The 18016-nt window shown below is 50.4% G+C and carries 12 protein-coding genes and 1 tRNA gene; 7 read left to right on the top strand and 6 right to left on the bottom strand.

Annotation, left to right across the window (positions count from 1 at the left end):
• Nucleotides 1-13 precede the first annotated feature (13 nt).
• The 3 genes from ACYVH9_RS23370 to ACYVH9_RS23360 all read right to left on the bottom strand — a co-directional run bounded on the left by ACYVH9_RS23370 (nucleotide 14) and on the right by ACYVH9_RS23360 (nucleotide 6157).
• Nucleotides 14-3466, bottom strand: a complete 3453-nt coding sequence (locus ACYVH9_RS23370) for a pyruvate carboxylase (RefSeq protein ID WP_460638832.1) — start codon at nucleotides 3464-3466, stop codon at nucleotides 14-16.
• Nucleotides 3467-3679: 213 nt separating this feature from the next.
• Nucleotides 3680-4606 carry a DUF389 domain-containing protein gene (locus tag ACYVH9_RS23365; RefSeq protein ID WP_460638831.1) on the bottom strand — a complete coding sequence of 309 codons (927 nt, stop codon included), beginning with the start codon at nucleotides 4604-4606 and terminating at the stop codon, nucleotides 3680-3682.
• A gap of 165 nt (nucleotides 4607-4771) precedes the next feature.
• Nucleotides 4772-6157 (bottom strand): MATE family efflux transporter, encoded by a 1386-nt coding sequence (locus tag ACYVH9_RS23360; protein ID WP_460638830.1) that lies wholly within the window; start codon nucleotides 6155-6157, stop codon nucleotides 4772-4774.
• A 445-nt stretch (nucleotides 6158-6602) separates the two neighbouring features.
• Between ACYVH9_RS23360 and hflX the strand changes: the two genes are divergently transcribed.
• The 5 genes from hflX to ACYVH9_RS23335 all read left to right on the top strand — a co-directional run bounded on the left by hflX (nucleotide 6603) and on the right by ACYVH9_RS23335 (nucleotide 13073).
• Nucleotides 6603-7871: a GTPase HflX gene (gene hflX / locus ACYVH9_RS23355; RefSeq protein ID WP_460638829.1), complete on the top strand. Its 1269-nt coding sequence runs from the start codon at nucleotides 6603-6605 to the stop codon at nucleotides 7869-7871.
• Nucleotides 7872-7935: 64 nt separating this feature from the next.
• A tRNA-Arg gene (locus ACYVH9_RS23350) sits at nucleotides 7936-8010 on the top strand.
• A gap of 370 nt (nucleotides 8011-8380) precedes the next feature.
• Nucleotides 8381-9352 (top strand): aldo/keto reductase, encoded by a 972-nt coding sequence (locus ACYVH9_RS23345; RefSeq protein WP_460638828.1) that lies wholly within the window; start codon nucleotides 8381-8383, stop codon nucleotides 9350-9352.
• On the top strand, nucleotides 9353-10180 hold the full coding sequence (locus ACYVH9_RS23340) for a helix-turn-helix domain-containing protein (RefSeq protein WP_460638827.1): 828 nt from the start codon (nucleotides 9353-9355) through the stop codon (nucleotides 10178-10180).
• A gap of 874 nt (nucleotides 10181-11054) precedes the next feature.
• Nucleotides 11055-13073, top strand: a complete 2019-nt coding sequence (locus ACYVH9_RS23335) for a family 20 glycosylhydrolase (protein ID WP_460638826.1) — start codon at nucleotides 11055-11057, stop codon at nucleotides 13071-13073.
• A 35-nt stretch (nucleotides 13074-13108) separates the two neighbouring features.
• On the opposite strand, the gene ACYVH9_RS23330 is transcribed toward ACYVH9_RS23335, so the two are convergent.
• On the bottom strand, nucleotides 13109-13504 hold the full coding sequence (locus ACYVH9_RS23330) for a BLUF domain-containing protein (protein ID WP_460638825.1): 396 nt from the start codon (nucleotides 13502-13504) through the stop codon (nucleotides 13109-13111).
• Nucleotides 13505-13819: 315 nt separating this feature from the next.
• Between ACYVH9_RS23330 and ACYVH9_RS23325 the strand changes: the two genes are divergently transcribed.
• Nucleotides 13820-14161 carry a PadR family transcriptional regulator gene (locus tag ACYVH9_RS23325; protein WP_460638824.1) on the top strand — a complete coding sequence of 114 codons (342 nt, stop codon included), beginning with the start codon at nucleotides 13820-13822 and terminating at the stop codon, nucleotides 14159-14161.
• Between the two features lie 34 nt (nucleotides 14162-14195).
• The gene (locus ACYVH9_RS23320) at nucleotides 14196-14885 is read left to right on the top strand and encodes a hypothetical protein (protein WP_460638823.1); all 690 of its coding nucleotides are present in this window, start codon (nucleotides 14196-14198) and stop codon (nucleotides 14883-14885) included.
• A 325-nt stretch (nucleotides 14886-15210) separates the two neighbouring features.
• Here the strand turns inward: ACYVH9_RS23320 and ACYVH9_RS23315 are convergent, their stop codons facing one another.
• Nucleotides 15211-16653: a TolC family protein gene (locus ACYVH9_RS23315; RefSeq protein ID WP_460638822.1), complete on the bottom strand. Its 1443-nt coding sequence runs from the start codon at nucleotides 16651-16653 to the stop codon at nucleotides 15211-15213.
• Nucleotides 16650-18011 carry an HlyD family secretion protein gene (locus ACYVH9_RS23310; RefSeq protein ID WP_460638821.1) on the bottom strand — a complete coding sequence of 454 codons (1362 nt, stop codon included), beginning with the start codon at nucleotides 18009-18011 and terminating at the stop codon, nucleotides 16650-16652. Before ACYVH9_RS23310 ends, ACYVH9_RS23315 begins: the two co-directional genes overlap by 4 nt.
• Nucleotides 18012-18016 lie beyond the last annotated feature (5 nt).

Raw genomic sequence — 18016 nt, 5'->3', positions numbered from 1 at the left:
GGAGGGTATTGAATTACTCCAGTTCGATTACCCAGTCGTCCTGAACCACAACGGTTCCTTCTTTGAGCACCACCTGTTTGACCGTTCCTGCTTTGGGAGCCGCTACAATGCTTTCCATTTTCATGGCTTCGATCACAAATAACGGCTGGTTTTTCTTGACGGTATCGCCGGGCTTAACCAGGATTTTTGTCAACCGCCCTTGCAACGGTGAACCCACATCGCCATCCTTGCTTACTTTTGCGTTGGCCTGGAAATCTACCTTCTGCGACTTGTCGCGCACCTGAACCTGACGGCTTTGTCCGTTGAGTTCAAACGTAACCGTCCGCAATCCCTGCTCGTCGGGCTCCGATACGTACAACAGCCGCACCAGAATATTTTTCCCTTCGTCAATCTCAATCAGAATTTCCTCATTTTCCTTCAACCCGTACAGGAAGGCCGGTGTTGGAATAATACTCACGTCGCCGTGTTCCTGAACGGCTTTGTAATATTCTTCGTACACTTTCGGGTACATCTGGTACGAGAGGTAATCCAGAAAACCTTCGTTTTGCGGAAACTTCTCCTCGAATTTTTTGAAATCCTCGTCAAAATTGATGGGCTTCAGTTCTTCATTCGGCCGGCCGGTCAGGGGGTCATCTCCTTTCAGAATCACTTCCTGAAGTTCATGGGGAAAACCGCCGTAGGGTTGCCCCAGTTCGCCTTTGAAGAAGCCTTTCACCGATTCCGGAAACGAAAGCGACGCACCCTTTTTCATCACATCGTCGGCCGTAAGGTTGTTCGAAGTCATGAACAGCGCCATGTCGCCCACCACTTTCGACGAAGGCGTCACCTTCACAATGTCGCCAAACATTTGATTGACAACACTGTAATTCTTCTTCAACGTCTCGAACTTATCGCCCAGCCCCAGCGCAATCGACTGCGGTTTCAGGTTGGAATACTGCCCACCCGGGATTTCGTTCTGGTACACTTCCGCGCTTCCGGCTTTCATCCCTGACTCAAACGGATAATACCACTCCCGAACATCTTCCCAATAATTCGAGTAGGCATTCAGGGAGTTCAGATCAATGGCACTTTCGCGCTCGTGGCCCTGCAACATCGCCACCACTGAGTTGAAGTTCGGCTGCGAGGTCAGTCCCGACAACGCGCCCAGGGCACAGTCGATAATATCAACCCCCGCATCGACCGCTTTCAGGTACGTTGCCGCCTGAATTGACGATGTATCGTGCGTGTGCAGGTGAATGGGAATGCTGACGGCTTTTTTCAATTCCCGGACCAACACCTCAGCCGCCAACGGTTTCAGCAAACCCGCCATATCCTTGATGGCCAGCAGGTGCGCCCCTTCGTCTTCCAGCTGACGAGCCATGTCGAGGTAATACTGCAATGTATATTTTTGCTGATCTGGAGCCAGCATATCACCCGTGTAGCAGATGGCGGCTTCGGCCAGCGCATTGGTACGCTCGCGAACGGCCCGGATGCTCACCTTCATGGCTTCTACCCAGTTCAGCGAGTCAAAAATCCGGAATACGTCGATCCCGTTTTCCCAGGATTTCTCGACAAATTTCTCAATCAGGTTATCCGGATAAGCCGAGTACCCCACCGCGTTAGACCCCCGAAACAGCATCTGTAGCAGCATATTCGGCATGGCTTCGCGGAATTTTTGCAGACGCGTCCACGGGCTTTCGTGTAAAAACCGCATGGCCACATCAAACGTGGCCCCCCCCCATACTTCCATGGAGAAAAGTTCGGGGTGATTTTTGGCGAATCCTTCGGCTACGTTCAGCAAATCCCGCGTTCTGACTCGGGTTGCCAGCAGTGATTGGTGGCCATCGCGGAACGTCGTATCGGTGTACAAAACCGGCTTTTGGTCACGAACCCACTCCACGAATTTTTCCCGACCCATCTCGTTCAGCCGGTCTTTGTTGCCCTTGGGACAGTCGCCGTATTTGTCATACACCGGAACAACCGGCGTGCGGAATTTATCCTTGGCACCGGGCTTTACTTTCACCTCAGGATTGCCGTTGACAATCACATCGGCCAGGTAATTCAGTGCCCGCGTCGAACGGTCCTGTGGTTTGCGTAAGTCAAACAGTTCGGGATGATTTTCGATGAACGACACCCGAGCCTCGCCCTGCTGGAAAATGGGGTGCGCAATCACATTCAGCAAAAACGGAATATTCGTTTTCACCCCCCGAATCCGGAATTCGACCAGTGCCCGAAGCAACCGCTGGGTAGCCCCTCGGAGGGTACGGCCCCGCGATGACACTTTCACGATCATCGAGTCGAAATAAGGAGAAATTTTCACGCCGGGATACGAACTGCCTTCGTCCAGCCGAATCCCGAAACCGGCAGCATTGCGGTAGGCAATGATGGTTCCAAAGTCGGGACGGAAACCGTTGGCGGGATCTTCGGTAGTGACCCGACACTGAATGGCGTATCCATTCAGCGGAATTTCATCCTGATGATTGATGTAAATACCGTTGTCCGACAACTTATACCCCATCGCAATTAGAATCTGCGTACGTACCAGATCGATACCTGTCACTTCTTCCGTGATGGTGTGTTCGACCTGAATCCGCGGATTGACTTCGATGAAGTAAATGTTCTCATTCCGATCAACCAGAAACTCCACCGTTCCGGCGTTCGAATAATTCGCCTGTTTTCCAATTTTCAGGGCGTACTCGTAGAGCTTATTTTTGGTAGCCTGCCGTAGCCCGAACGAAGGGGCCACTTCAACAACCTTCTGAAAACGACGTTGTACCGAACAATCCCGCTCATAAAGGTGAACAATATTGCCGTGGGTATCACCCAGTAACTGCACTTCGATGTGCTTGGGGTCAACCACGAATTTTTCCAGGAAGATCGTGTCGTCCCCAAACGCATTTTTCGCTTCGTTCCGCGCTTCGTTGTAGGCTTTTTCCAGGTCTTCTTCCTGCCGAACAACCCGCATTCCGCGACCTCCTCCACCAGCGACGGCCTTGACCATTACCGGAAAACCGATCCGTTTGGCTTCTGACAGCGCCACTGAAAAGTCCGACAAATCAATCCGGCTATCGGGAATCATCGGCACATCGGCTTCGGTTGCCAGGTTTTTGGCCCGGACTTTATCGCCCAGTGCATCCATTGCCTCCGGCGTCGGCCCAACGAAAATGATGCCTTCCTCCCGGCACCGGCGCGCCAGCGTTACGTTTTCCGACAGAAAACCGTATCCCGGATGAATCGCATCAATCTTTTTTCGTTTGGCGAGTTGAATAATACCTTCAATATCCAGGTAAGGCTTCAAAGGCTCATCATCGCGACCAATCTGATAGGCTTCATCGGCTTTGTAGCGGTGAAGCGAATAACGATCTTCATACGTGTAAACAGCGACGGTAGTAATCCCCAGCTCGGTCGCAGCCCGCATGATGCGGATGGCGATTTCGCCCCGGTTGGCAACGAGCAGGCGGTAAATCGGGCGAATGTAATCTTTCATATTTCCCAATAAAAGCAGGATGGGTTCTTGTAACTGGTGAACAATTTGGCAAGTTTAGGGAAAAGTTCGTAAAAATCAGGTTTTACCGAATGTTCATCGGAAAAGAATGCTTTTTCCCAGGATATTGCAGCACTTTTCTTTTTCTTGACCTGTTTGAGGGTTCGTTTAAGCTGATTATAGGATCATATTTCTCATCCGAAGTTGGCAGGAAGTTTACACTAGGGGTTTGCGCCGACGCATGATCCATTGCTTCAGACCAAACACCAGAACCCCCATGAGAATAATCAACCCGATGTCGATCACCACCCGCTTTACGCCCAGCCACGCCAGGTCCAGTCGCCCACACGCGATGGAGACGCCCACCATCGCCATCGCCGTAATCACCACCATGGCAATCAGTGCGCCAGCAATGACACTGCGCCGGTAAGCAGCAACGATAATACAGCCCGCCAGCGTTCCGTAGAGCGAAACAGCGATGTTTTTCCCGGACGGGTGGGCAATCGCATCCACTTCAGGGTTTCGGATAAATTCCTCCGCGTGTGTCACCTTCAACCATTGCAACACCAGGAAGGTCAGTGCCGCGCCCAACCCAACGAGCCCGTAACCGATCAACGAAGACCTCAAACCGAACATAGCCGCCCGAAAATTTTTCAGAACCAGCCCTAACGGCACTTTGGCAAGCGGTTCGAAACCCGGAGCAATAATGGAGGCAGCTACGAACGCCAGCGTCTGGGGGCCGGGTTCAGAAACCAGCCCAACGGCTGACAGGCCACCACCCAACGCCATCAGGGTCACAAAATTACCCGTCAGTCGCCCCTGATACCGTAAACCGGTTTCCATCTCCTCCCAGGTCGCTTCGTCAATGTCCATCCGAATGTGCTCCTGCTTCCGGGGATCAATCAGGCTGGCCAGCTCTCCCGTGGCAATGGAATAGGTATCAGCCGGACAAACCCGCTCGATACGACGTAGTACTTCGTCGGCACCCGCATTGAGCACGTGTAAGGTCAGCACATCGCCAACCGGCTTTACCGAACCGCCCCGCTGAAGTGATAGACTAACGACATCCTGGAGCGGCTGAAGCTGATCGATGAGCGGATCAGTGTAGGCAGCTGTGAGCGAAACAGTGAAAACACGTTGCATGAAAATCAGGCGTAAACAGATGGTACTTACCGTAACCCGTGATCGGACCAAGCGTTTACTTTCTAATCAAATTCTAATCAGGCTCTGACCAATCCCCGATCCCACACCTGTCTGTGTTTTTACTATTTCGCTCGTTCAGTTGCCAATTCTCTCCTGTGCTTTCCGTTAGACTCGCACCAGTTTCCAGCGTCCCCGACGAAACACCAGCACGGCGATTACGGCCAGCAATGATTCACTAAACGCAACTGACCAGAACACGCCCTCCGGCCCCCACCCCAGCGTATTTGCCAGCAGGTAGGCCAACGGTATTTCAATCAGCCAGAAGCACACCACATTAATCAGAGTTGGTGTTCGAGTATCCCCCGCTCCATTGAGAGCCTGACTGATGACCATTCCGTACGCAAAAAAGACGTAGCCAAGGCAAAAAATCCGGAGGCACTGTACGGCAATGTCCACCACTTTCGGATCGCGGTTAAAGAAGCCGACAATTTCTGCCGACCCGATGTAAAACACAATGCCAACTGTCAGCAGAAACACCATATTGCAGAAAGCAGCCCGCCAGGCGGAGGTTTCGGCCCGGTCTGGCTTTTGAGCGCCCAGGTTTTGTCCAACCAGCGTTGCCGCAGCGTTTGCCATCCCCCACGACGGCATAATGGTAAAAATCATGATGCGAATAGCGATGGTATATCCCGCAACAACATCACTGCCGAAGGTTGACAGAATTCGGGTCAGGAATACCCAGCTGGCCGAACCGACCAAAAACTGCGCCGTGCCGCCAGCCGCGATACTGAGAAGATTCCGGATGATCGCCGTATCCGGCAGAAAGTCGGCCCTGTCAACTTTTACGCTCCGGCCATTGCGCATCAACTTCCTTAACTGGTAGAAAGCTCCGGCCGAACGACCGATGGTTGTGGCAACGGCCGACCCAATTACGCCCATTTCGGGAATGGGTCCCCACCCAAAAATGAATAATGGGCACAATACAATGTTGAAACCATTTGCAATCCAGAGTGACCGCATGGCGGTGGAAGCTTCTCCCGCTCCACGCAAACAGCCGCTCAGGGTGTACAGCAACACAATAGCGGGCGAGCTGGCGAAAATCAACCGGGTAAACCCGGAACCATTGGCAATCAGGTGCTCATCGGCCCCCATCAACCGCAGAATGTCATTGGCAAAAACCGCTCCGGGAATACCGACCGTTACCGCAATAGCCAGGGATACCAGAATAACCTGTGCCACGGATTTGCCGGCTTCTCGGGCGTTGCCCTCGCCCACCCGACGGGACACTAAGGCCGTGGCGGCTGTGCTTAACCCAATAGCAATGGAATAAACAACCGTCAAAACCGATTCGGTCAACCCGACCGTAGCGACGGCTTCGGTACTGATTCTGGCCACAAAAAAGACATCAACAATTGCAAAAAGCGACTCCATGACCATTTCCAGCACCATCGGCACTGATAGCATAAAAATAGCCCGGTTAATACTTCCGGACGTATAATGCCCTTCCGAACCGCGCAAAGCGGCCATCAACAGGCGAAAAAATTTCGTCATGACAAAAGATAGAAACAGGCGCTGGCACGTCGGGTAAAACAGCTAAAAAGGAATGAAAACCGTCAGTCAATCAGACAGGACGGGAAGTAGAAAAATGAAGAGGCCCGTTAGCGGGCGAGGGCAGCGGTGTTCATCGTCGTTTCGCTTTGAGACCGCAAATGTACGGAAAGTTCACAAACCAAAAAGGAAGTTTGAGGCAACGGTAATTTTTTATACGAATAGTTTGTTATCTTTGCAGCGCTTAAAGGTATTACGCCAATGAAAATTTTAGCCGCTTACGGCCCCTTCCGCTTTCTTTGAAAACCGTTTTCTCATCCAACGGTTGTTATTTTTATTCTCATTTGTAACTTAAGGTTGTTGAACCAGCGTAGGGTTGGCTCTGGTACGCGTTGTTACGTGCACATTGCCGTCGCTCGTTTGGCTCCTTATTAAATCCATTCCATCTATGATTGAAACACATAAACAGCCCGAAACCGCTGTTCTGGTAGCCCTGGTTACCCAAAAACAGTCGGCTGAAAAAACACAGGAGTATCTGGAAGAATTGGCATTTCTGGCTGAAACATCGGGTGTAGTAACTGTCAAGTCGTTTATTCAGAAGCTTGATCGGCCGGATACCCGTACGTATGTAGGAAAAGGGAAACTGGAAGAAATTAGTACGTTCATTATCGACAACCCGGTTGATACGGTTATTTTCGACGACGATTTGTCGCCCTCGCAGGTGCGAAACCTGGAAGCCGCTCTACCGAACATCAAGGTATTGGACCGCAGCTTGCTGATCCTGACTATCTTTTCCATGCGCGCCCAGACCGCTCAGGCTAAATTGCAGGTCGAGCTGGCCCAATACCAGTATATGTACCCGCGCCTGACCCGGATGTGGACCCACTTGAGCCGGATGAAAGCCGGGGTTGGTACACGGGGTCCGGGGGAAAAGGAACTTGAAACGGACCGCCGGATTGTACAGGACCGCATTGCCTTCCTGAAAGAAAAACTGGAAAAGATTGACAAGCAGAGCGCTACCCGCCGGAAAGAACGGGATCGGCTCGTCCGTGTGGCACTGGTGGGTTACACGAACGTCGGGAAGTCCACGCTGATGCGAACGCTGGCCAAAGCCGAGGTTTTTGCCGAAAACAAATTGTTTGCCACGGTCGATTCGACGGTTCGGAAGGTTGTGCTGGGCAATATCCCGTTTTTGCTGACGGATACCGTTGGGTTTATTCGCAAACTTCCGACAACGCTGATCGAAGCCTTTAAATCGACTCTGGATGAGGTACGCGAAGCCGACATTCTATTGCACGTCGTTGACGTATCGCACCCATCGTTTGAAGAACATATTGGGGTTGTCAGCGATATTCTTTCGGAAATCGGTGTTGGCGGCACATCAGGTGAGAAGCCGACGATTCTGGTTTTCAACAAGATCGATCAGTTTGAGCCTCGTGATGAATGGATGCATCAGGACGATGATTTTGACGATGACCTGCCGGTAGCGATCCGCAAGCAAACCGCACTGGATTACCTCAAGAAAACGTACCTAACTCAAAAAGCCGAGCACGTGGTTTTTATTTCGGCCGAAAAGCGTGAGAACGTCGACGAACTGCGAAATCTGCTGTATACTTTAGTAAAAGAAAAGCACTACACCATTTATCCGAACTGGATGGAGGTGCCGCTTGGCGACTGGAACGAAGATACGGGTTTCAGCGATGATTTTGGTAAATAGCCAATTTCTAAGCATTTTTGCACAATAAACCTGTAGGGTTCCAAAAACCTTGCAGGTTTTTTATGGTCTCGTAGTTCAACGGATAGAATAGAAGTTTCCTAAACTTTAGATCTGGGTTCGATTCCCGGCGGGACCACCAAATACCGTTTTCTGACAAAAGGAAATTGTAAATAATGGGAGCAAATCCTGTCTTCCCCTATGCTTTCCTGAACACTCCGCTTTTGTCCTCTCAAAGTACGGTAAATCATGGTGCCGACCATGTCCCACCAACTCACTCCATTCCGTACAGTCAATTTTCCGTTTTTGGCTAATCATTACAACGGTATGAGGCCAATAAACGAGGATTGGTATTCAGGCAAAAAATCTTTACCATGATGCTGACCATGTCGAAATTGGGTATCGATCACCTTGCCGTTGTAAAGTTTGGTACGGTTTCGGTGAGCCGTACAAGCAAAATATCTGAGCCGTACAAGAAACTAGCCCGTCTTGTAAAGTTTGATCTTTGCGTCATGAAAAACATCCCAAAAATTCAACTGGGCCAAAATGGCCCGTTCGTCTCCAAACTTGGTTTAGGCTGTATGCGTATGTCTTCGATCTGGGGCGGGGCCATACCTGACGAAACCGAAAGCGTGGCCACCATCCATGAAGCCCTGGAGAAGGATATTAATTTTTTGAACACCGGAGACTTTTACGGGGCAGGCCATAATGAGCTGCTGATCGGCAAAGCCATCAAAGGAAAGCGTGACAAGGCGTTCATCAGTGTAAAATTTGGTGCCATCTTTCACAATGGACAATGGCTGGGAATGGATCTGCGTCCCATGTCGATCAAGAACTTTATCAATTACTCGCTGACTCGTTTGGGTATTGACACCATTGATCTCTACCAACCCAGCAGAATGGATGGCAGCATACCGGTGGAAGACATCATTGGAACGGTTGCCGACCTGATTCAAGAAGGAAAAGTGCGGTACATTGGCGTTTCGGAAGTTACGGCGGACCAACTTCGTCAGGCCAACCGAGTTCATCCCATCAGTGCGCTGGAGATCGGCTATTCGCTGGCTGACCGTCAAATAGAAAACGACTTATTGCCAACCGCAAAAGAATTAGGCATTGCCATAGTGGCCTTCGCCAATACGGCGGAGGGCTTATTAACCGGCGAACTGCAAGCCCCGCTGGCGCAAAACGATTACCGAAACCATTTCTCTCGTTTTCAAGGGGGAAACTTACTTCATAATCTGCAGAAAGTCGACGTTTTAAAACAAGTAGCTCGTCACAAAGGCTGTACGCCAACCCAGCTGGCGATTGCCTGGGTAAAAGAACAAGGCGATCAGGTTATGCCGTTGGTTAGCATGAGCCGCCGATCGCGCTTACCAGAAAACATTACCGCTATGAACATTGTATTCACACCGGAAGAGATGAATACCTTGAACACTACTTTTGCCATCGGTGCCCTGCGTGGCGGCACGTACTTACAACGCTAAATGACCAGTCCAGCTGAAATATTGCCCGGCGTGATTTTTTATTCGTATCACTCTGCTGAACGGAAAGAAAAAGTGTGTTTATGGAACCACCATACCTTAATATTGCAGGTTTCAGGACAGTTTATCTTAGAAACCTCCGGGCAAACCGTTTCGATGACCGGGGGAGAAATGCTGCTGATCGGCAAAAATCAGCTGGGTACGCTCACCAAAACACCACCACCCGGCGATATTTATGAAACAATCGTCATATCGCTGCAGGAGGATCTTTTGCGCAAGATTGCGTTAGAGGAAAAGCTTGAAGCAGACCAGAAATACAGTGGTTTACCCAATATCTTGATTCCCTCGAATGAATTCCTTCAGGGGTATTTTCAATCGATTGTTCCCTACGCCCGCAGCTCGGGAGCGAGCCTGACCGACGACATGGGAATCCTGAAACTAAAAGAGGGCGTCAAATTACTCTTGCTTGCCCTGCCCCAACTTCGCAACTTGCTGTTCGACTTTTCCGCCCCTTACAAAATCGACCTCGAAAAGTTCATGCTTAGCAACTTTCATTTCAATGTTCCTATTGAAAAATTCGCGCAGCTAACTGGCCGCAGTCTGGCCGCTTTTAAACGCGATTTTCTGAAAACATTCGGTGTACCACCCCGTCATTGGCTTCAGGACAAACGGCTGAGCGAAGCCAAGTACCTCATCGAAACCAAGCGTCAAAAACCCTCGGCAATTTACCTCGATTTGGGCTTTGAGAGCATTTCACACTTCTCCCATTCCTTCAAGAAAAAGTTTGGCATGGCGCCAACGGCCCTGGCTTATAGTCACTCGCCAAAGTAATTTTTGGCGAGTGACAGTCTCTTCAAATACCCATTCAACAAAACAGATCTGGCGTCTAATAAAGGCGTCTTTCTTAAGGTCTTTGTACAATGCTTGTTTGCTTCTCACCAGCGTTCAGACTGCACACTTTGGAATTTTTCATTGAGTTTACATCATAACCTTTAGCCCAAAGGTTAAAACTCTTTATTGCTCCAGACTACCTCATCCATTAAGATAGACAGCGTTTTGTGTAAAAAAAGCGGACTTCATTCCTTTTGAAGTCCGCTTTTTTACAGCATAGTATTGAATAGTTAGAACCGGTCCGCTTCTATCTCAATCACAAACGAAGACGGGTTATCTCTTCTCTCTGCCTCTCCACTAGCATCCCTACCCACAAAATTATGTCTGACTTAAAAAGACTATTGCTTTCGTGAATTAACCAAAATACGGTTTTGACCCATAAATAATAGAATCTATATTCCTTGTTTTTGTTTATTAAGTATTACATAATAGCTTTGTATGATCAAAATGGTGATGGTTCATCGTAACTGTGGCTAGATAATGACTCCTTTTTTCAGCGACAGCCGCAAATATGTAATACTTATTTTTTGCCTATTGGTTTATTTAGATCGCTTAACTCAAATGGCTACGCGTGTAGAAATCAATCGGAACAAGCGTACAAGCAAGGCCCTATCCGGCGTCAACACGACCGTGAAAGGAACAAACTGGAAAACCGCGACTAAAAACGATAGTCGTTCCTCTATTTCCATTAACAAATGATCTAAAATCAGTGAACTAGACAACGGAAACGTATCTATTACAGGCAACCCTTCAGCATGACCAAAGTGGGCAATTGGGCAGGGTTGTCGCCCCCCGCCTATCCCAATCCCTTATCATGAACCGACTCGTATTCCTTTTCCTGCTTCTCTCCCTGTCCGGCTACGCTCAACATCCGGCCTTATTGCCGCTGCCCCGCGAATTAACCTGGACGAAACCTTCGTTCTTGCTGACGGGCACCATCGTCCTCCAAACCAATCATAATGAAGCCAAGTCCATTGCCGATTCTATTGCCCTGTTTGTGCAGCAGGTAAGTCGTGCGAAGGTTATTTCGGCCGCGAATCCAGGAAAATCCACCAGGAAAATCGAAGTGGTGCTGGAGCCGGATGGAGCCTTTCACCAGCGTCCCGAAGGATACGAACTACGGGTGGCTGCCCAGTCGGTACAACTCCGGGCGGCCACCCTGCGGGGGCTATTCTGGGGCTATCAATCCCTTCGACAGCTCTATCAGCCAACGCCCCGTCCCACGCTGGCGGGCTGCCTCATTACCGACTACCCGGCGTTCCCGATCCGGGGATTTATGCACGATGTGGGCCGTAGTTTTATCCCAATCGAACGGCTTAAGCAGCACATCGATCAATTATCCCGCTATAAGATAAACACGTTTCACTGGCACCTGACGGAAGACCTTGCCTGGCGTCTACAAAGTGATAGCATCCCTGCTCTAACGGATTCTTCGGTTACATTACGCTCACCCGGGCAGTTTTACACCAAGCAACAAGCGCGCGAACTGGTCCAATTCTGCCAGCAGCGTCATGTGCTGCTTATACCCGAAATCGACATGCCTGGCCATAGTGGAGCGTTCAAACGGGCAACGGGTCATGAAATGCAGTCGGAGCCGGGAAAAATACTCGTTAAGAAGCTGTTGCGGGAAGTATGCAGCATTTTTGACGTTCCGTACATTCACTTAGGAACGGACGAGGTTGCCTTTACCGACACAACATTTGTGCCCGAGATGGTAGCCGTTGTGCGCGGCTGTGGTAAAGAAGTAATGGGTTGGCTGCCCGGTGCAAAACTCGATACGTCCATTATCCGGCAAATGTGGATGGGCACTGTCCGCCCTCGCCCCGGCCAGCGCGTCATTGACTCGCGCGACTTGTACTTTAATCATTACAGCACCCAAGCTGACCTCATCAGTTTGTTTCAACGCACCCTGTGCGACACGACGACCGGCTCGGCTTACCGGCTTGGAGCCATTGGTTGCGTATGGAACGACCGTCGTCCAACCGACGCAGACCAGCTTGAGTTGTTAAGCGGTTTTTATCCGCTCATGCTGACGCTCGCCGAACGGAGCTGGCGAGGGGGCGGTTCTCCTTTAGACAAAGCCGGGGTGGTGTTGGTCGATGCGGATGGATTCACCGATTTTGAGCAGCGCCTGCTGGCCCATAAACACCGGAATTTTCAGGGCCTGCTATTTCCCTATGCCGGTCAGCGTCATCAAACGTGGCGCATTCTGCAACCGTTTTCCAACGGCGGCAATTTAAGCACTGCGTTTCCACCCGAACAGGGCAACCTTGATTTCCCGGCGGTGGATGCCACCGGGGCAACCATTTATCTCCGCCATACCTGGGGGCCAAGTATGACGCGAGCCTACCTCGACAATCCGCAACCCAATCATACGGCTTATGCCTATACCTATGTGTATTCACCTAAAAAACAAACGGTTGGTGCCTGGATTGATTTTCACAACTATGGACGCTCTGAAAAAGATGCGTCACCTCCAGCGGGTCAATGGGATTATAAAAGCAGTTGTATCTGGTTGAATGACCAGAAAATCACCCCACCTGCCTGGTCAAATGCGGGCCATCACCCAGCCAGCCATGAAGAGCCATACCAGGACGAAGCATATGAACTTCGGCCACCAATACCCATTACGCTAAAGAAAGGTTGGAACAAGCTGCTCCTCAAATTACCGGTGAGTACGTTCTCCACAAAGCAGACCCGTTTGGTGAAGTGGCTTTATACCTGCGCCTTTGTGCAGCGGAAAGGGACGCATTATACGGAAGTGCCCAACCTGATTTTCTCACCGGATAGACAATTGAGGACGATACGGGTTTCTCCTGAAAAAGAGAAGTAAATGGCAATTAGACTAGTTTATCAAAGTAATGAATTTTACCGATTACTTTGGTAAAACAGCCGAACAGTCCGAAGTAACAAAGCCTCTTGAGAGCGTCGGTCCAACCCCTCAGGCTGGTCCAAATCCACCAATGCCTGGATTTGATCCAGTTGCTGAAGTGTGAGTGTTTGGTAGCCCATCGCCATATTAGAAAATTGACGCTGTTGGATCGACCGTTGAAGCACCGTTGATACATTAGAATGGCGAGCATCCCGCCGAATCCGTTCATAAAGCGTCTCCACAACCGCCTGAGGGCCCTCTAGTACTTGCAAAATGCTACCGCCAACCGCTAGTAGCACTCCACTGATACCGGTTTGTTGATTGTTTTGTCGGCTTCGAGTCAGCAATTCAATCAGATCCGTCTCCGTAACCTTTGGACTTAGATGGCTCATATATACTATACAGTGCTCCATAGCTTCAAAAATACCTCTGTAATTCAGCCAATAAAGATAAGACCTAAAAATTAAATCAGGAGACATCATGTCTCCTGCGCCCCAATTTGGATGGGCATGATCCCTGGTTAACAGCAGTCTATATCCTGGAGTGGCGCAACGTAAACATCTATTGATTTTAATCAACGTTAAAGCTGTTTCGTGGTTTTCAGCTCGGAGAAATACCCTTTTGTACCTCCTTTGGCCTACAAGCCAATTCCGCAAAAAAATAATACCTAAGATTCAGTAGTATGTAAATATTTGGTATATTTGTGAATGAACGCTACTTCTCATCAGCTGCTCAAAGGCAGTCTAAATGCCATCATTCTCAAACTGCTGGCCAATTCTGAATGGATGTATGGCTATGAAATTTGTCAAAAAGTGAAGCAGCTAACTGATGGCCAGCTTAGGATTACCGAGGGAGCTCTCTATCCTGCTTTGTACAAGCTGGAAGCAGACGGCATGCTGATCACCAAAACCCAGGTAGTGGAGGGTCGCGCCCGTAAATATTATTCAATTGCCCAAGATCAGCAAGGCAACGCCGTGGATCGACTGGCTCAGATTGAACAGTTTCTTGTTCAGTTACAACGCATACTAACCGCCAGCCCAGCAATTTAAAGAAGCTTCCTATTACCTAAACAGCCTTATAGCTATGACCCAGTCCCAACATTCGGTTATCGTTAGCTTTCTGACCCAGAAATGTCAGTTAATTGAAACCGCCTTTATCGAAGAGATGACCGACCATTTTGTAGCTTCCGTAGAAGCCCAGATGACTGATTCTCTTTCCTTTGAAGAGGCACTCCAGCGTACGATTGATGACTTTGGCGGGCGAAAAAATATCCGAAAGATGGAATGGACCTACCGGAAGGTGTTTCTGAAAAGTCTGCTTCGAGACTGGTGGGCGCTGGTTAAATCCCAATTCGCTACGTCCAACCGGCTCCGCACGCTGGTGGTCGTCGGCCTGCTTACGTTGGCAAGCCTCTATTTGGGCCTGAGGACCGATTTTGTGGGTGTAATTGAACGGAACGTTTTATGGTCTTCGGTTCAGTTTGGTAGTGTTCTATCAGTTATTTCGCTGACCTTGTTTTTACTTCAACGTGTTGTTCCCCAATTCAAGAAAGTGGGGATTATACGGACTCCCCCCCTGTTGAGAACACTGCTTTCCTACTTTCTGTGGGCGGGGTCTTTGTTGCTCTTTCTAGGTATCAGTAGCCTGGAAATTTCCATGCTCATTAAAAACCTTAGCTACTCCATCCTCTGGTCTACGCTGGCCGTATTGTATCTGGCCTTCTGGGATTACTCAATGAAAACAAACCCTGAATCGTGGTACCAAACCAGATAAGCGAGTAGCAGATGCCAAAGCCTGCATCAACGCCCGATATTAGAATCAGGCAGCGGGCAGCTCTATCGTCTCGTCAAGGCGCGTTAAAAGGGACATTGTATAGAAAAAAACAGGTTATCGCTTGCACATTTACGATACCTGCCTTAATTTTTTGTCTGCTCGATTAATTCTATACAACATTCCCAATCTTCTCAACGAGTAGTAAAAAAGTGTTAAGACTCACCAACTCGCGTAAACGTAATAGCAACGAAAAAGCCCTACGCGGACGAGCTTATGTCCGCGTAGGGCTTTTCAGCTACAAGATGTGGATCGTTCGCAACGCTGATTACAGGGTTGTTCCCGCCCGGTAATACAGATCCGCAACCGCTTTCTGGTATTTGGTTTTCATCTCCTCCCACTTAACCTGCAAGTCGATCAGTTTCGTTTCTCGGGTATTGATCAGGAAAAGCGAGCTTTCACCCATGTCAAACTTTTGCTGCTCCGCTTCCACCAGCCGCTGCTGGTTCTGAACCGTTTGCTGTTGAACGCCCAACTGGCGTTCGAGCATCTTGAGGTCATTCCAGGCGGTCTGAACATCGTTGGCGATGTCCCGGCTAACCTGCTGCCGTTCCAGACTCACCTGTTGGGCCTTGAGCTGAATTTGCCGTAATTTCCCTCGTTCTTTCCGTAGAAACAACGGAAAAGCGAAATCAAACCCAACTTTGTAGTTGTCGGCCCGAAAGTTGTAATAGGCCGGCAGCCCATTCAACTCCCCCCAAACCGGCACCCCACTCAACAAACTTCCACTAACGTTGAGCTGCGGCATGAGCAACGACCGACGGTAGCGCCCCTCGATGACAAGCTGCTGCTGCTTTGTCACCAATTTGGTCAGTTCCGGATGATTCTCGGCGGCCCGCCCCAACAGATTTTGCAAAACCGCTTCGTCGATACGGTTTATCAGTGCCGGCTGAGGAATTACGGTTTCGGGTAAATCGACCGGCTGCTGATCGGCATTCCATAAAAAAGCAATTAGCCGAAGCCGGGTATTTTGCAGGGCAGCTACGGCCTGATCACGCTGGACCTGTCGGTCCTGAACGGTAATCAGGGCCTCCGTGGTATCGATAGCCGCCACATCGCCCAACAACGCCCGGTCGCGCGTGGCCCGGAAACGCGTATCGGCCAAGCGGAACCCATCATCCAGCAAACGGAATTGCTGGTGGGCAAAAAACCAGTCCCAGTACGTCTTGGCCGCATCAAACAGCGTTTTGTTAATCAGCTTAATCTGCTCCGCTTCGGCCAGATTGATCGCCAATTGCGCCTGGCGAAGCGCATTCCGCCGGGCGTCGATCAACAAGCCCTGACCAACGGGTATCGATATGCCTACACTGGTGAGCCCCGGAGTAGCCAGCCGCTCTTCGGCGTTGACATACCGCCCTCCGTTGCGATCGTGCGTGATCTTCAGGTCGATTCCTCCCGGCAGAATCGGCACTGCCAGCCCCGTTTGCCACTTATCATAATAGAGGGTGTTGCCAAACTGCTTTTTGTCGTAATACGAAAACAGCTTTGGATCAAACGCCCCGCGAGCCTGCAAAACTTCCTGCTGCGCTTCCCGGCTCAGCAGCGACGACAGCCGGACGATCGGGTGGTATCGCGTCACGACCTCATAAAATTCTTCCGCCGAAAACGCAACGGTGTCGGCAGGCTGGGCAACCGCCCGGCTCCAGCCCGACAATACCGCTACTGCGATCAGGACTTGTTGTAACAAATGTATCCAAGCCTGCTTTTTCATTTTTTAGCCCCCTCCCCGGGATGCGTAGGCTCCGCTTTCAGGCTAGGCGGGAACCCGTTAAGCTGTCGCCAGATTTCGTACCAGATTGGTACATTGTCAAGCATGACCCAGCCATACACGCCCGACCCAACGCGCAGTTGTCGGGGCCAGTTGGGGTCTTTTTCACTTGGCTGGGGTTCAACCAGCAACCGGTATTTTCCATTCGTACTGCTGACGGCATCGATCACCGAAACCGTTCCTCCGAACGTTCCGACGGCCACGTTGGGCCAACCCGAAAACTGCACAGCTGGCCAACCGTCAAACTCCAGACGAACGTGTCGCCCCGGCTGGATCAACGGAACATCATTCGGGCGAACATACAACTCCACCGCCACCAGCGGTTTGTCCGGTTGCAGCGTCGCGATGGACTCCCCTTCTTTGATTGTCTCGCCAATACCGGCTTTCAGGGCACGGACAACATAACCGTCCTGCGGAGCCCGGATAACGTACATACCCCGGCGCACATCCACGCTGCTGACTTTGTTTACCAGCTTTGAAATCTCCCCTTCGATATCGGTCCGGTACGAAATCGCCGAGCTACGATCCGATTGTGTTTTGGCAATTTTTTCCTGGTAATCCGCCTGAATGGTGCCCAGGTCCAGTTGAGCATTGAGCAATTCCTGCCGCGTAACGTTCAGTTTGTTTTCCTGCGCAATCACTTTGGCATAGTCTTCCTGCACCTTCAACCGGCGCGATTCGAGGTCGGTTAGCGAAAACAGCCCCCCCTGATGGCCTTTCTCGTAACGCTGGAGCCGGTCCTGCGCAATTTTGAAAGTATTTTGAAGGGCAATCAGGTCTGTACTATCACTGATAACCTTAAACCGTGCCTGCTGTACCTTGTTGCGAGCCGCCGACAGCTTGACTTGCAAACCGGTTTGTAAGGCTGTCAGCTGCTCTCCAAGGGCCTCGATCTTGGCGTTGTTTGCGACCAGGCTGGCCTCCTTGGCTTCTAACTGTTCCTGCAGCCGAAGGGGCAGTTTGGGATCAAAGTATTCATCCTTGATCTCGGAAATAACCAGCAGCGTATCGTTGCGCTTTACGTATTGCCCTTCGCGGACTTTCCATTGTTCAATTCGGCCGGCAATGGCATTCTGCAACGTCTGGGGCCGGTCTTGGGGCGTTAGGGCTGTTACCGTCCCTTCGCCGTTGATATTTTGACGCCAGGGCAGAAACAATCCGCCCAGGCAGATGGCTAGTATGACCAGCATCCAGCGTCCTAGCCGACGACCGGCTTTTATATCGGGCAATTGCCGTAAATTCTTCAGCGGCAAACCGTCAATTAGCTGGTTATCAATCTGTTGATTTGATATATTCAGCATAGATA

This window comes from Larkinella harenae (genome assembly GCF_054780515.1).
The sequence above is the reverse complement of the archived record's forward strand: the minus strand, read 5'-3'. Positions and strand labels throughout refer to the sequence as shown.

What these genes read in the sequence shown, in the direction of transcription:
- ACYVH9_RS23370 (WP_460638832.1), bottom strand. Translation starts at nt 3,466, where the DNA reads ATGAAAGATTACATTCGCCCGATTTACCGCCTGCTCGTTGCCAACCGG.
- ACYVH9_RS23365 (WP_460638831.1), bottom strand. Translation starts at nt 4,606, where the DNA reads ATGCAACGTGTTTTCACTGTTTCGCTCACAGCTGCCTACACTGATCCG.
- ACYVH9_RS23360 (WP_460638830.1), bottom strand. Translation starts at nt 6,157, where the DNA reads ATGACGAAATTTTTTCGCCTGTTGATGGCCGCTTTGCGCGGTTCGGAA.
- hflX (WP_460638829.1), top strand. Translation starts at nt 6,603, where the DNA reads ATGATTGAAACACATAAACAGCCCGAAACCGCTGTTCTGGTAGCCCTG.
- ACYVH9_RS23345 (WP_460638828.1), top strand. Translation starts at nt 8,381, where the DNA reads ATGAAAAACATCCCAAAAATTCAACTGGGCCAAAATGGCCCGTTCGTC.
- ACYVH9_RS23340 (WP_460638827.1), top strand. Translation starts at nt 9,353, where the DNA reads ATGACCAGTCCAGCTGAAATATTGCCCGGCGTGATTTTTTATTCGTAT.
- ACYVH9_RS23335 (WP_460638826.1), top strand. Translation starts at nt 11,055, where the DNA reads ATGAACCGACTCGTATTCCTTTTCCTGCTTCTCTCCCTGTCCGGCTAC.
- ACYVH9_RS23330 (WP_460638825.1), bottom strand. Translation starts at nt 13,504, where the DNA reads ATGAGCCATCTAAGTCCAAAGGTTACGGAGACGGATCTGATTGAATTG.
- ACYVH9_RS23325 (WP_460638824.1), top strand. Translation starts at nt 13,820, where the DNA reads ATGAACGCTACTTCTCATCAGCTGCTCAAAGGCAGTCTAAATGCCATC.
- ACYVH9_RS23320 (WP_460638823.1), top strand. Translation starts at nt 14,196, where the DNA reads ATGACCCAGTCCCAACATTCGGTTATCGTTAGCTTTCTGACCCAGAAA.
- ACYVH9_RS23315 (WP_460638822.1), bottom strand. Translation starts at nt 16,653, where the DNA reads ATGAAAAAGCAGGCTTGGATACATTTGTTACAACAAGTCCTGATCGCA.
- ACYVH9_RS23310 (WP_460638821.1), bottom strand. Translation starts at nt 18,011, where the DNA reads ATGCTGAATATATCAAATCAACAGATTGATAACCAGCTAATTGACGGT.